This window comes from Paenibacillus roseus, from assembly GCF_016424485.1.
GTDB classification, from domain to species: Bacteria; Bacillota; Bacilli; order Paenibacillales; family Paenibacillaceae; genus Paenibacillus_D; species Paenibacillus_D roseus.
Genome location: NZ_JAELUP010000035.1, coordinates 1 through 14,142 on the forward strand (window position 1 = coordinate 1; position 14,142 = coordinate 14,142).

At 42.3% G+C, this 14,142-nt stretch carries 13 protein-coding genes; all 13 read right to left on the minus strand.

The genetic code is table 11. The features are described from left to right. Nucleotides 1–474: 474 nt before the first annotated feature. Nucleotides 475–837: a LytTR family DNA-binding domain-containing protein gene (locus JFN88_RS09905; protein WP_199019164.1), complete on the minus strand. Its 363-nt coding sequence runs from the start codon at nt 835–837 to the stop codon at nt 475–477. A 62-nt stretch (nt 838–899) separates the two neighbouring features. After that, complete coding sequence (locus tag JFN88_RS09910) at nt 900–1,019, minus strand: cyclic lactone autoinducer peptide (RefSeq protein WP_199019165.1); 120 nt, start codon at nt 1,017–1,019, stop codon at nt 900–902. Next, nucleotides 1,016–1,546, minus strand: coding sequence for an accessory gene regulator ArgB-like protein (locus JFN88_RS09915; protein WP_199019166.1), 531 nt, complete (start codon nt 1,544–1,546; stop codon nt 1,016–1,018). The genes JFN88_RS09910 and JFN88_RS09915 overlap by 4 nt, the downstream gene beginning before the upstream one ends. Continuing rightward, entirely contained in the window at nt 1,539–2,192 is a 654-nt protein-coding gene (locus tag JFN88_RS09920) for a hypothetical protein (RefSeq protein ID WP_199019167.1), read from the minus strand. The genes JFN88_RS09915 and JFN88_RS09920 overlap by 8 nt, the downstream gene beginning before the upstream one ends. 333 nt (nt 2,193–2,525) lie before the next feature. Further along, complete coding sequence (locus JFN88_RS09925; RefSeq protein ID WP_199019168.1) at nt 2,526–3,401, minus strand: DUF72 domain-containing protein; 876 nt, start codon at nt 3,399–3,401, stop codon at nt 2,526–2,528. Nucleotides 3,402–3,597: 196 nt separating this feature from the next. Continuing rightward, on the minus strand, nt 3,598–4,533 hold the full coding sequence (locus JFN88_RS09930) for a hypothetical protein (protein WP_199019169.1): 936 nt from the start codon (nt 4,531–4,533) through the stop codon (nt 3,598–3,600). Between the two features lie 245 nt (nt 4,534–4,778). Next, entirely contained in the window at nt 4,779–8,402 is a 3,624-nt protein-coding gene (locus JFN88_RS09935) for an S-layer homology domain-containing protein (protein ID WP_199019170.1), read from the minus strand. Between the two features lie 194 nt (nt 8,403–8,596). After that, entirely contained in the window at nt 8,597–9,550 is a 954-nt protein-coding gene (locus JFN88_RS09940; RefSeq protein ID WP_199019171.1) for a copper amine oxidase N-terminal domain-containing protein, read from the minus strand. 59 nt (nt 9,551–9,609) lie between these two features. Continuing rightward, entirely contained in the window at nt 9,610–10,452 is an 843-nt protein-coding gene (locus JFN88_RS09945; protein ID WP_199019172.1) for a hypothetical protein, read from the minus strand. Between the two features lie 41 nt (nt 10,453–10,493). Continuing rightward, the gene (locus JFN88_RS09950) at nt 10,494–10,955 is read right to left on the minus strand and encodes a sugar phosphate nucleotidyltransferase (protein ID WP_233167668.1); all 462 of its coding nucleotides are present in this window, start codon (nt 10,953–10,955) and stop codon (nt 10,494–10,496) included. 13 nt (nt 10,956–10,968) lie between these two features. Next, the gene (gene murJ / locus JFN88_RS09955) at nt 10,969–12,504 is read right to left on the minus strand and encodes a murein biosynthesis integral membrane protein MurJ (RefSeq protein ID WP_199019173.1); all 1,536 of its coding nucleotides are present in this window, start codon (nt 12,502–12,504) and stop codon (nt 10,969–10,971) included. A 248-nt stretch (nt 12,505–12,752) separates the two neighbouring features. After that, a complete protein-coding gene (gene tagD / locus JFN88_RS09960) occupies nt 12,753–13,145 on the minus strand; it encodes a glycerol-3-phosphate cytidylyltransferase (protein ID WP_199019174.1) in 393 nt (130 codons plus the stop codon). 25 nt (nt 13,146–13,170) lie between these two features. Further along, nucleotides 13,171–14,142: CDP-glycerol glycerophosphotransferase family protein (locus tag JFN88_RS09965; protein ID WP_199019175.1), on the minus strand; the 972-nt coding region annotated here is incomplete at its 5' end.

Consider the following 14,142-nt stretch of genomic DNA (forward strand, 5'->3'; position numbering starts at 1 on the left):
AAGAAGCCTCTGACGCTGCAAATACCGAAGTGCCGCTTAATGCCAAAACGCCTGCTAGTGTCAATCCGATTACCTTTTTCTTTGTAAGTGCCATTTTTTATATCTCCTTTTATGTTTGATTTTGTTTTCTCTTTCTTCAGGCTCCGTTGCCTGTGATTGAAGTATAGCAAACTGAAAGTTGAGGAATCGTTAGTTTTTGGGGGTTTTTCGGTTTTTTTATTTTTCTCGATTTTGCCAATTGTTCTTCGTTGGTTGTTCGCCATGTAAAAAAAAACCGCACTTCAGAGCGCACGGATAGTGGTACTGCTTCTTCATTTTCGCCAAAATTAACCCTTAGGATTCTTCTGAAAATAGAGAAAAGACCGCTACTTGTCACCAGCGGCCAAACGATATCTGTTCATGTCTGAGCTTATGTATTCGCCAGCCACAATGTGGAATTCAAATCCTATCAGTAATAGATCGACAGGAATCCCTTCATTCACCACCTTTATTATGCCCTTTCAGCTTCCTCTTCACTACTCTTTTCGAATTACTAGAAACCGTACCATATTTACCGTTTTTTGTTTCCTGCTCTTGAAAAAAAACGAGTGATCGATCCTCGTCAAATTTTTTTATCTTATTCATATTGACCAGATTCGTCCGATCCAGCCGGTGAAAGTCGAACTGCTTCATGTGATGTTCGAAGGTTGATAGTGTCGGCAGCAGAGGATAATACTCACCGTCCGAGGTATGTAAAATAACAGTACGCTCGGAATTCTCGATATATAGCACATCATGTATATCTATGGTGATAAGCTCCCCCATATTTTTCGGGTCTTTGGTTACATATAATTTCATAGTCTACACTCCGAAAATCGGTTGGGGCTGCCAGATCGCGCTATGGCAGCCCTCTTCCGTCATTACTTCAACTCTTCAGGCAGTTCAGGACGATGACCTGCAACTGGTGATGCCGTAGCTGCAAAATAAGCAGCAATGCGATTCAATGCTGTGGAAACGTGCTTGGCTATCAATTGTTTCATGTTCTCACCTCCTTTTTGTTAGTAAATAACAGAGACAGAGCCTGAATTATGAAAATCATGGTGAAAACAGGTAGCTGAAAGAAGAAGTTACTGCCCACAATAAACAAAGAAATGACTTTCATAAGTGGGAAGTACTTTTCAGGCATTCTCGCATAGCCTTTAATATTTGCAGGAGCAAATATCGCAAATAGTATAAAGCTAACTGCGGTTATAAATACATTCCACCCCTCGGGTAAAGGAATATGAGGAGGAGCGGCCGCTACGAGCATCGTCACAATACTGCATACGGTAGAGGATTGAAAATGATAGCCTCCAGATACCGCTCTAACAAGAATTAGAGCGAGTACAGAAAGTGCTGTTTCAGCAAACTTACCAGAAATTAAACCAATCATCAGAGCCGAAGTATATGGAATAAGGAAATTTATAACAATAATGAGAGCGTACTTCATGACACCAACACTTACAGTGTCCTTCTCATTCGTTTTTTTTATAGCGATTGCCAGCTTTTCCGCCAAAGAATCAATCATTAGCATACTCCTTTCGCTGGGCATAATAGAGCAAGAACCCGAGAGCTATGAACGAAATAAGAATAATTAGTTTCGGAGCACCTTTATTAAAGGAAACGAAATTGGAGACAGCTATTAAAAAATAGCCAACAATAGCAAACAACAACAGCTTCAGATTTGTCCCCTTTAACGAAACGGGAACATACTCAAAGTCAGGAACAAAAGAATAACCTAAGCGATATTTACCAAGTACACCTGCAGCCAATATGACTAGCAGTATTGAAGATGTTTGCAGTAAGTACAACGGTAACGTATTGGGGATCAATTCTTCTAGCGGGATGCCCAGCCAAAGGAAGATCGTCATAACAGAATGCTGAGCAAACAAATATCCCATATACCCATAAATCGTCATTAATCCTGAATAAAAGATATGAACACGGAACACTTGCCAGAGTAGCAAGAATAAGACGGGTGGTTGCAATATAGTAGCAAGCGTACGTTGATCGATGACCTGGAATAAAAAGTGAGATAAGAATGACATTACTATGGCAGTAAGGATTATTTGTCCCCAGTAACCTCTCAACGGAAACTTGAACATGACAAATGTTAATAACACCATCGCCAGCCACTCGCTACCTGAGAATATAAAATAGTATAGAGTTTCCATTCATACGCTCCCGGATATGTATTCCCCCTAAATAATCAGGAAAATTATTCTTGTATTACTTTATATTATATAATAAATCGGGCGATACAGAAAGTGGTAAAACGACATCTTATGCTATTTTTTTGTAATTATTTATATGTGAATCGATCCCTCGATAGTTTTCAAGGTTTAACAAGCGTAAACGGCTTGGCCGTCCTTTGACGGCAAAACTTCGTTTCGTGGTGAAATATAAGCTCATTTATAGAGGGAACTTTATAAATGCTTATATTTTAAAAAAACTAGCCGAGAGATTGCGCATCTCAGCTAGTTGTAAATGATCCTATCCTGTTAAAGTCAAAACAAATTGAGCTGCTCCGGCTTCTCTTGTCCTGGAAGCACAGGAGCAAATGAACCTCGCGGCGGCATTTGGCCCAGCATAGCCATCAGCTGCTTGCCGTTATCGGCCGCATCCCCGCCCGAATTGTTGTTGAAGATGACACACAGCTTCCCGGACTTCTCCTTGAGACGTTCCAGCCGCTGCGCCCATTCGGTCAGCTCCGCTTCATTATATCGGTACAGATATCGGACCTCGCGCCAATTCGGTTGTCCGGAGGACTGCCACCCCTTCTCATTGCGCCCATGGAACCGGACGACTGTCAGCTCTGCATGTGTCGCTTCCTCCACGATCGGGACGCATCCTGTTCCGACCTGCGGTTCGTCGCAAATACTGTGAATCCAACCTTCGTCCCGCATAAATTTCAATGTCCGCTCACGCATCTGAGGCTCGAACCAGCTCCGGTGCCTGAACTCCAGCGCACAGGGCACATCGCCCATTCTACGTTTAGCCTCGCGCAACACATTCACATTTTCCCTTTTGCAATCAAACCAGGGCGGATATTGGAAGAGGACTGCATTCAATTTTCCCGCATCCAGCATAGGTTGTAGCGATAAATGAAAGGCTTCGTACATGGCCTCCTCGGAATCGAATGGAATTTTACCGCGGGAGTGCCCCGTCATGCCTTGATAAGCTTTCACCAAAAAACGAAACGACGCCGACGTATCGTCCGTCCATTTCTGCATATTTTTCTGAGGCTGCACGGCATAGAACATACTGTCCACCTCTACGGTCTCGAACCATTCATTATAAGTCTTCAGTTTGTTCGCCGCAGCTTCCCGATCCGGGTACAGCGAGGTATGATCTCCCCACCCGGTCAGTCCGATCTGAATCATGATTCAATCAACCTCTTCTCATTCTGTCGATCACATCGATTATCATATGGCTTTTAAAAAACGAGCTGACGATCCGCAGTATTCCGATAACTAATTGTATCTTATAGATCGTGCAGAACTCAATCAGGATAGTCTCATGAGGACTGCCACTTACAGACTCTGTAATTGCTGCTCCTGTTGCTGCCGCCAAGACGTATTACGCCGGCATTGGCAGTGCCATGAATGCCAGTTCGTCGCCCGTAAAGTAGAAGAAGAGTGCAAGATAATCATTGGTCAAATATCCCCAGAGCGTAGCCGTCTCCAGATTGGGCTTGCCCAGTTTGTCCAGCACCTGCTGTCGCGACATTCCCGTATGTACGCCGTCTGGCGTTTGATGCTGGTCGCCCTTGAAAATGATCATGGAATGGAGTTCATAGATTCCTTGATTGTACTGCTTCAAATATTGAACCTGCCCAGTCCCATCAGAATAAAACGGGATTTTGGCCTCAGGTTCCTCGCCCTTCAGATAGCTGCTCCATTGCTGGTAATTGTTATCTCCCACAATCAGTTGTTTGGCAGCATATTTGGGAAGCTCGCGAAGTGAAGAGTCCTGCCGCTCCATCTCCAATCTCGACTTTTCCAGAAGGGTTTCCAGTCCACCCAGCTCGCTATCCGGTTTCAGCAGTTCGTTTACGAGCAAGTATACCTGGTCATCCGCATAATAATCTTTGCCGTCAGCCTCAATGGTATTTCGTTTCAAATTATAGAGGTACTCGTATGTCCCGTTCTTGACCTGAAACCGCAGACGAGCTTCCTCTTTATCGTCAGTCGAAGTTGCAGCTTCTGCCGCGGCATCCTCCATATTGAGCCAGGCCAGATTTTGCAAGATGACATAGTTGCGCGCATCCGGCACCTCTACGGCCTGGTCTGAATTCATCGCCTGTACAAATATCTTCTGGACTTCCTCCTGAGTGAAAGGCAGCTTGTCCAGCAAATATACCGCATCCTCTACGCCTTCTGAAGGCTTGATTACCAGACCCACATCGGAAGTGTCCACGGTTGGACGGGTCGTATACGCTTGAACTGCAATCCAGCCTCCTATCAAAAACAGAAGAAAGCCCCCGACTGCCAAGCTTGCCTTGGAAAGTTTCATGATCCCACCGCCTGAATGCCATTTTGAAAAAAACGAATCATACGTTCGATTATACCATACGAAATCGCATGATCAGCGCTCTGCTTCACAACCCAGAACAAATTGGGAGTAAGGTATCACATTTTTGTGAGGAAAGACGGGGTGGACAGGATTGGAATAAGAAGCAGCCCTCTGCCATGATGGAGAGGGCTGCTAAGGAAGCTTTAGAATAGATGCTCTTCCCAAGGCTGCTGCGGCGCGGCTGGTTAAACAACCGGACTCGGTCCGTTGGGCAAATCTGGACCTGTCCCAATGTCAGACCGCTCCTGGACATAGGAATAATCGGGATCAAAATTCTGGCCCTGAACGATATAGCCAATTGGGTTCTTCTGCGCGTCATAGAGGATAACATATATATACTGATTCGACGCATTGCTCTGTAGGCTGGAACTAATCACCTCATCTTGAAGCTTGCCATCTTGAAGTTTGCGCGGCGACGTCGCTTGCTGCTTCACTAGAGGATACGGATTAGTCGGAACTCCATTGAATGCCTGCCTAGTGAGGGAGTAATACTCTGCCTTCCGGAGCAGCGAGTTCCGCTCCTTCCCCCGGTCCCAATTGACTTGCCAACCGTACCAGGTTATCTTTGGCCAGGCAAAATTGTCCGGCAAATCACGCTGTTGAAGCTCCGTCTTCGTTAATCGCTTCATTGATACTTGATCTGACTGAAAGCGTTGCAAGGGAGTCAAATCATACGAATATTCCAGCTTTCGCCCCTTTTCGCCATTCCGTTCAATAGATACATAGAAAGTTCCGGGGCCGGTCGGATTCAACAGTTCTTTTGGCAGATAGCACCGCCAAGGATCACATCTATACAGCTCAACTTGATCATTTTCATTCTTGTAAAAATTAAAAAACTCCCCGTTTTGAAAGAAACCGCTAGTAAAGAAATATATCGGCCCGAACTCTCCTGTAACAGGGTGATCAGCATACGTAATGCCAATATGACTGGTTTTTTGGAAATCATATTCATGCATAAATTCAACCCGATAATTTCTTTCCACGAACTTCGTCTCGACCTTGAATTGGATGTGACTTATTTCTGGAGCATCAAGCTCAATTTGAAATGCATTCCCTGTAGCTCGTTTCATTTCCGACTCCGATTCCGCATCTCTATAATACACCTTGTAACTCACAGTGGCCTTGGGTGATTTACTTACCCTTACGGAAATTGACTTTAACGCCCTGGAGTCTGTTACCGGTACATAGTAAAACGTCATGTCTGGATCAAATTCCAGTGGCTCACCGTCAGAATTGGATAACGGGAACCCCTCAAGTACCAGTTCACCCAGGCTGACATCCAGATCCTCATCGTACTCATCCTGCGTATTGCGCATGGCTTTGGTGCCTTCGCCAACATGATTTTGATCCAGCTGAATCAACTGAACGACATAACCGAGCGGCTTCCTGTCCTGATCGTAGAAGAATACATATGCATACTTGTCATATACGAGTATGGGAGCTGGCATGCCATTCCGTTCAGCCCATTGGCCGTTTAATTCTGGGTTATGTTCCAGGTCCGCAGAATTTAGCAAGTAAATTTGGTTTGGCAAAACCTTGCTTTCATCTACCGTAGGTATATAGGGCTTGGGGTTTTTACCTTTTGTATCTTCAACATTTATTGAATAATATTTAGTACCTTCTGGAATGAAATTTTTGGTTCCAGTGTCCCACTTAAATGAAATTCCGCTCACATGCTGAATTCCTGATTCGGTTAGTTCCTGATCTAAAAGCTCTAGCTCTGCTGTCTTAAGAAGCGTTATTCCCAAGTCGGAATCCTGACTTAGCTTTTTTAACGGCTGCGCATTGTAGTTGTAAGTAAATTGCAGTTTTTCCCCACTATATTTGACGACCGCAACATCCAAGTCTATCTCCCCTTGCTCCTGCTGCAGCAACAACGGGCAATTCAAAAAACCAAGATACACCACCTTACAGGTTGCGATTGTTTGAGCATTATGGGATACCGTCACTATGTCTCCTGTATTAAATCTCTTGCTAATTAAGGAAGAAGGATTAAATACTAATTGACCATCAGAGGTGTAATAATGATTCGTTTCTACTTTTATTCCATCTTGCAAGATCATACTATTCTTCATGTAAACATAATAGAAAGATTGGCTGCTGTCCGTCTCTATATTTAAATATACATAAGTATCTTGTTTAAGTTTTAAAGGAATATCCAGACTGTAGATGCTTTTCGGGTCCAGTGTGAGTTCCTTTTTGGTACCGTCTGAATGAGCAATCCGAACATGAACCTTTGCAGTTCCGCTCGCAGGGGTCCAATGGATCGATTGACTCTGCTGCGGCCCGTTTACAGGAACTAAAGCTTCATACTGGTAAGAAGTGCTCTTGAACCCTTTTCCAACAACTGTTTCATCTTCCTCATCAAGCTGAAGCAAAGTGCTCCCCTCTACGATGAGTTCGCTTAACAGGCTACTGCTTGTGCCATTGCCCGGATTTGGGCCACCGCCAGGCGTACCGCCACCGCCTCCTCCTCCGGGGAACCCGCCGCCGCCGTTTCCACCGGACTGATTGTCCTTTAACAAAGCTAACGGCTTGACACTAAAGGTACTGCTTTCAGCTGCTTTGCTGATCTGAGCAGTCTCGATTTTGCCTTCCCCTGTAAAAGAAGACTTTGCATTAAGATCCAGACGCTTGACGCTTGATGTCTTGTCCAGGTCAAAGATATTATCTTTGGCGTTTTTATCGACGACAAGATGATTGATCGTTGCTTTGGATGCGCGAAGCTTAACCCCGGAACCTAAAACATCAATCTTTTCAAAATTCCCTTGGAATTGGAGTTCTCCTTGGGACGGGAACACGGAATCGATTATAATTTTCCCGATGCTTCCGGGGGTCTCATTCGTATTTTCCACTTTTGATGAAGACTGCAAGACGAGGTTGGCAATAATACTAGAGCCCGAGGCAACCAGCCTTACCTTACCGCCTTGTTTATTTACAAAAACCAAGTCAAGCTTCGAATCCTGGACATGAATAGAATTCGGTCCGCCCCCATTGATCGTCGTCGTACCCAGGACGGTTACATTGATAAGCGTGACATCTCCTTCGCCCACTTCTTTCGCAATAATCAGGTCCCCACGAATAATTACATTTTTCAGTGTAACGGTTGGGCTCTTGATTACAGCGTTGCCTGCGATGGTTTGCGTTCCTTTTTCCGGGCCATATATGCCCTGCTTGGTGTATTCAACATTGCTACTGCTCTGATGGAATAACAGCGCATTGTTGATGGCCACAACAGCTTCAGCGCGGGTGAGCGGCGCAGTCGGACGGAACAGATTCGTGGTATCACCCTTCATGACGTTCGTACTGTTCAAAAACGCAATAGCGCTTGCACTCCAGCTTGCAATTTGCTCCCGATCCTTGAACCCCGGAAGCTCGGCAGGCTCAGTCTCGCTATCCTTAATGAGCTTAGCCAGCATGACAGCTGCCTCCTGGCGCGCTGCGGGGCGGTCAGGAGATACTTTATCACCACCGGTACCTTTCAAATAACCGTTTGAAATAGCGGTTGCAATTGCATTCCTCGCCCAGTGAGCAGGGGGCAAGTCTGAGAATTTCGCATCACTTGTACCTTTCAATTCAAAAGCTTTATTGATCATTGCGGCTAGCTCGGCACGGGTCACGGCCTTATTGGGTTTGACCGTTCCATCCTTATAGCCTGTCAGCCAGCCTTTGTCCAGCCATTCCTGTAAAGATTTCTCCGCCCAGTGGCCGCGAATATCGCTCGCTCCCGCGGCGTGCAAGGGCATACTGCCAACGAGCAGCGCCCACAATACAACCATGCTGGCAGACCATAGCTTTATCTTCTTCAATCTAACCTCTCCCTTATATGCCCTCTATCTTATGATCTCATCTACCTGGGCAATCTAGTAGAAAAGAACTATATTAAAGATAATAGCATAAGGTGGTTAAATCTACCATCATTAACCGAAGAATAACCCGCAACCCTCAGCAATGATTCTGCCAAGGATTGCGGGCTGCGTAGTACTCATGAATTTGAAATTTTCTATACACCGTATCTCTTTCTCAGGTCTTCAATTTTATTATTAAATGTAGTTCTATACTCCTGAATGATGCTCGTGCTGTAACCATTGCTTGTGAGTTGCTGTTCCACATCGGAGAGAATGGATTCGAATTGAGTTCTACAATTGGACAGTGCGGCTTCACCCTGTCTTTTGGCCTCATCCAGAGTAATTTGGTCACTCAGGTATTTGCCCCCAATTGTAATGATCTCGTCCATGCAGCGATTTTCCAGGCTACCCAGACGGCTCTGGGCATTGGAAGTAATCGTCTCGTAGCTTGATTTGCCAGGCTCCGCTCCACCACCGCCGGGATTGCCGCCGTTTGAGTTATTTTCTTGATTGTTATCATTACCGGCATTGTCTTTGCCTGCCGCAGGCTTGTCATTCTGACCGCCAGAAGATTGAGCGGTAATCTTGCTATCCTTCTGGTTCCAGCTAATCTTGATACCAGAGGACTCGGACATGAAGCGAACAGGCACGTATAAGGAACCGTCCAGAATATATGCCGATTGGCTGGCTGGCAGCTTCATTTCTTGACCGTTAAAAACAAACTTGGCTTCCTTGGAAACCAATCTTTTGGATACGCCAGCTTTGGAGGATTTCTCCCCGGCTTTCCCGGTCATGTTCATCAAATATTCCTTCAGCATAATAAGTTGTTGCTTGGTAGGATCGCTGACCGCAACTGTAGACTTGGCATTATCCCAGTTTACATTTTTCTGCAGCGCATAGGAGACGAATCGGATAGGGACATAAGTTGTGCCTTTCATTATAAATACATACTGACCTTCAGGCAGCTTCAATGTCTTCCCGTCAAACACCATTTGTACCTCAGCCGACTTCGCTGTGACCACTTCCGGCGCCGCGGCAGCAGCTACAGTAGGAATGACAAGCATCAAAGCAACAAGCAAGGCAATAACATTCATTTTTCTTTTAGACATGAGATACCTCGTTTCGTAAGTATGTAGAATCAGGTCTAACCTGATTTACGGCAAGGGCATTAGTTGAACATGGACTTCAGTTCTTCCATCGCCTCCTTGTAGCTGTCCTGACGAGTCTGATCATACTCTTGCTTCCACGCATCAATGACCCCGGCCGAGATGTCCTTCTCCTGAAACTCACTCCGGGCATTGGCGACAATTTCATTAAACTGACTTTCACAACTGCTTTCAGCACCGATGACAGAGATAAGCAGCTTTTTCTGGACACTGCTCGCGGCGTCTTTGTCGCCGTCGATTTGTGCCTGCTTCATACTCTGCTTGGCCTGACCAATCAACTTGTTAACATTCGACTTGCAGTTGGACTTTAGTGCGGTGAGCTTCTCCCTGTGCTGTGCAATGACGGCATTCTTTTCTGTATCTGTTACAGAAGAAGGAAGTCTGTTACCGGATGAAAATAGTCCCGAATTGGACGCAGCAGACGATGAAGCTCCTGTTGCAGGGGCTGCAGAATTAGATTGTGACGGGTCCGTCTGCCCCTTAGCTTGAAGGTCATTTTTTTGTGATGCTGATTCCTCTGTACCCTGGTTCTCTGTCTGGTGAGCGCTAGAGGATGAAGTTTCATTGCTTGCCGCTTCAGTTCCAGATGACTGTCCTGTATCAGACTGATTCGTAGATGGATCATCAGACTTCTGTTTTACAGGCTCATCATGTTTCTCCTGCTCCTGATTATGATCCGTTTGCACAACATCTGCACCTGGCCCCGGAGAGGCTTCCTTCTGTATGCCGCCACTCCAATACAAGCTACCTGCAGCGATACCGACAGCGAGTACAATAACTCCCACACTCCACGCCTTCCATGTCGAAGATTGGCGCCCATCGGGCTCAACAGATTGTTTTTTCATATCACCCTCCTAATTATGGAATTCATTATACTTAGACGTTTTTAGGGGGTGTTAGTTGCGCTAATAGCGACTTCTTCAAATGTCCGGCTCGCTTCTCTATCGGCAAGTTTCAACAAATAGCGCAAAAATTCGTCCCTCAAATCCTCGCGGCGAAGAGCAAACTCGACTGTCGCTTCAAGGAAACCTTGCTTATCGCCAACGTCGTATCGACGTCCTTCAAACTTGTATGCGTACATTGCTTCTTTGCTAGCAAGCTCTTTGAGCGCATCTGTTAGTTGAATTTCCCCGCCTTTGCCGGGTTCAGTAGTTTCAAGAATATCAAAGATTGCGGGATTGATTATGTATCTGCCCAGGATGGCAGTATTGGATGGAGCCTCTTCCATAAGGGGTTTTTCAATGAGGTTTTTGACCTTGTAAACACGGTCCTCAATATGCTTGCCATCCAGTATGCCATGACAAAAATGGCTTAAAAACCTTAAACACCAACTTTGGTGTAAAGCCAAATTTGAATCTCTCTTATTGTTTCTTTATAAGTATAAAAATCTTTTGTTTCAACAAATTGATCTCTTCTACCTTTAGAATTGTAGTACAAATGATATAGACTACAATACCAACTAATATACTTATACAAACAGACAAGCTATTTGATGATAGAAAACCATACAATATAGTATATGTTTTAGAGGATATAATGCCCATCGTCAGGCTAGAAAACATTACTTTAATAAAAGTGATGTTTATATTTCTTATTCCAAAATCTCCAATTCTCTTATGAAGACTATACATTAAAAGTACAGTGCCTATAATTGCTGATATAGAAGTCCCAAGAGCGAGACCACCGATCCCCATAAAAGGGACAAGTGTAAGAGAAAGGACAATATTTAAAGCTACAGCTATAGAACCATTAATCATTGCTGTCTTAGTGTCTTTGAGAGCATAAAAAGCTCTACTTATAACATCCCTTAATAAAAATCCAATCAAGCCAATAGTATAATATAACAAAGCAACAGCTGTCATTTCACTCGCATTTCTATCGAACATTCCTCGCTCAAATATCATTTGTACAATAGGCAATCTTAGAAATATTAAACCGACTGATGCCGGTACAATTATTATTATAGACACATTAATGGTATTTCTTAATAATCTTTTAAATAATTCATCCTTACCAGCCGAGAAATAATTCGACATCGAAGTATAAAAAATTGAAACCACTGCCGCGGACAATAAACCAATTATAAATAAACTCAAACGATTTGAGAAATTTAGAGCGGCAATGCTTCCCTCTGACAGACCTGAAGCCATTATACGGTCCACTATTGTATTTATCTGCTGAATACCAGAACCAATCATTATGGGTATAATCAGTATTCCTATTCGCCGTAATCCTTCTTCTTTCATATCAAAGTCAACTTTGAATCGATAGCCAAGATTTCTCGTGAAAGGTAATTGTATTAAAACTTGTCCTACAGTAGCTACAACCAACGCTACTGCCAGTCCATGTATCCCGAATAAATCAGTTACATATATCATAGTAAAAACTAACACAAAGTTCAGTGGAAAACCTATCGCGGCTGGAATTAAATAATGACCATGATTCTGCAGTTTAGCACTACTGAGTGTTACAATTGCTGTAAGAACAATAGTTGGTAACAAAATCTTTGTAATTTCAACTGTTAGAATGTGTGCATCGTCGGAGAACTCTGGTGCAAATACAAATACAATTGAGTCAATAAATAAATAACCTACAAGACAAACAAAAATAGTTAGCGTAATGGTAATTGTATAAACCACATTTAAGAATTTATTTGTTTCGTTTTTCGATTTATAGAGAATATAATCAGACATTACAGGAATAAATGTAGTACCTAGAGCAGCTAATACTAAACTTGTAATAACGCCTATTATTGATTGAGCCATTATGAAAGAATCAGAGTATATTGTAGTTCCATAAGTAGCAGCCATTACTACATCTCTGGTGAATCCAAACAATTTGCTTATAAATGTGATTAAGGTTATTAACAAAGCCGTGTTAGCAATCTTTTTTGACATAATAGCTCCTACTTAAAATTAAGAGGCTTATTTAGGCTTAACCTAGAAATCCGTGCACAACAGAAAGAGAATACCTAAGGAACAGATGGATTCTGGAGAAATAACAGGGAAACCTTTAACATCCGATTTCCCGAAAACCTTCATCTTATAAGAAATCGGCTTTTAAACGCGAATTGGAAGCACTCTATTACCCCGTAACTTTTCTCTTCGCCACAAGTCAACCACAAATTTCGGTTCTGAGCTCTTATTTATGTTTTATTTTTTAATAGTTCTTTAATTTGGCTGGTCGATACTTCGGGGGTTCTTTGTAAATATTTAACTTCACAGTACTGACTCAAAAAATCAAATTTTCCTGACCAATCATCACCTATAACGAAAGTATCAACTTTATATTCTTTAACATCTATAATTTTCTGTTCCCAATTTTTTTCAGGTATCACGAGATCTACATACCTTATAGATTCTAAAAGTACTTTTCTAGTTTCGTAAGAAAAAAAAGACTTCTTCCCCTTATTATTATTAAATTCATCCGTTGATAGACCAACAATTAAGTAGTCTCCTAATTGTTTTGCTTTCTGCAATAAATTAATATGTCCATAATGAAGCATATCAAAGGTCCCATATGTTAGTATTCTTTTCATTCAAGGTCCTCCCTCGCGTTATTAATTATTCAACAAGCAATTTTTCAAGTAATCTTCTACAGTTATCCCCATCTTTATACTTGTTGGCCAAAATATTCACACTTTTTCGTTGCACCTTAAAATTATCAATTCCTAACTTGAAGTTATTAATAAAAACCTTCATTTCTTCATAATTACTAATTTTTTCACCGGGCATAATCTCTAAAATATTTTCAACAACAAACCCCCTCATATCGGTATAGTCACTAATATCATCAATAACAAAGCCTATTTGTTTGTCTGTCAATAAAAAATCAAAATAGACAGAGGAATAGTCAGTTAACAGACAGTCTGCTTCGCCTAGTAGTTGATAAAGTTCAATCTCACGTTTATCAAGATCCTCATTAATATATATTTTAATATTACTGAAACTACTACTTAAAAAGCCTACATTATTTTGAGCTGGGTGCAATTTAAGAATTACCAATATATTTTCGGAAGCTAGAAAATTGTTAAACTCATTTATATTATTACCATTAAGAATTGGAAACTCTGAATTTGAATCATTAAAATTGTTCATTTTTGATTTCCTGAATGTAGGCATCCACAAAATAACTTTAGAAAAATCATCTTTTGCTATTCCTAACTTCGACAAACTACATTCAGACTTAAAGAGATAGTCATTCCTAGGGTTACCAGCTATCAATGCTTGATCGTCTCTAAAACCAAAACAACGTTTTAAAATATCTTTGAAATATTCCGAAGAACATAGCATGTAACTCATTGTCTCTTCATACTTGTACCAAAAATTCACATCTGTTAGATAGCCCACCTTTTTTAAAGGTGATCCATGCCATAATTCTATACGTAATTGTCCACGTTTAGGTTTACAAGTAAACTTAAACGTGCCATAACCCCAAAAAACGTACTTTGAAGTCAAATTATAATAAAAACCTTTAAAGTTATTTGAAGTGAATATTACATTATTGTATTTTTTTGAATAATTCAGTTTAGTATT

What these genes read in the sequence shown, in the direction of transcription:
- JFN88_RS09925 (WP_199019168.1), bottom strand. Translation starts at nt 3,401, where the DNA reads ATGATTCAGATCGGACTGACCGGGTGGGGAGATCATACCTCGCTGTAC.
- murJ (WP_199019173.1), bottom strand. Translation starts at nt 12,504, where the DNA reads ATGTCAAAAAAGATTGCTAACACGGCTTTGTTAATAACCTTAATCACA.
- JFN88_RS09920 (WP_199019167.1), bottom strand. Translation starts at nt 2,192, where the DNA reads ATGGAAACTCTATACTATTTTATATTCTCAGGTAGCGAGTGGCTGGCG.
- JFN88_RS09945 (WP_199019172.1), bottom strand. Translation starts at nt 10,452, where the DNA reads ATGAAAAAACAATCTGTTGAGCCCGATGGGCGCCAATCTTCGACATGG.
- JFN88_RS09915 (WP_199019166.1), bottom strand. Translation starts at nt 1,546, where the DNA reads ATGATTGATTCTTTGGCGGAAAAGCTGGCAATCGCTATAAAAAAAACG.
- JFN88_RS09905 (WP_199019164.1), bottom strand. Translation starts at nt 837, where the DNA reads ATGAAATTATATGTAACCAAAGACCCGAAAAATATGGGGGAGCTTATC.
- JFN88_RS09930 (WP_199019169.1), bottom strand. Translation starts at nt 4,533, where the DNA reads ATGAAACTTTCCAAGGCAAGCTTGGCAGTCGGGGGCTTTCTTCTGTTT.
- JFN88_RS09910 (WP_199019165.1), bottom strand. Translation starts at nt 1,019, where the DNA reads ATGAAACAATTGATAGCCAAGCACGTTTCCACAGCATTGAATCGCATT.
- JFN88_RS09940 (WP_199019171.1), bottom strand. Translation starts at nt 9,550, where the DNA reads ATGTCTAAAAGAAAAATGAATGTTATTGCCTTGCTTGTTGCTTTGATG.
- tagD (WP_199019174.1), bottom strand. Translation starts at nt 13,145, where the DNA reads ATGAAAAGAATACTAACATATGGGACCTTTGATATGCTTCATTATGGA.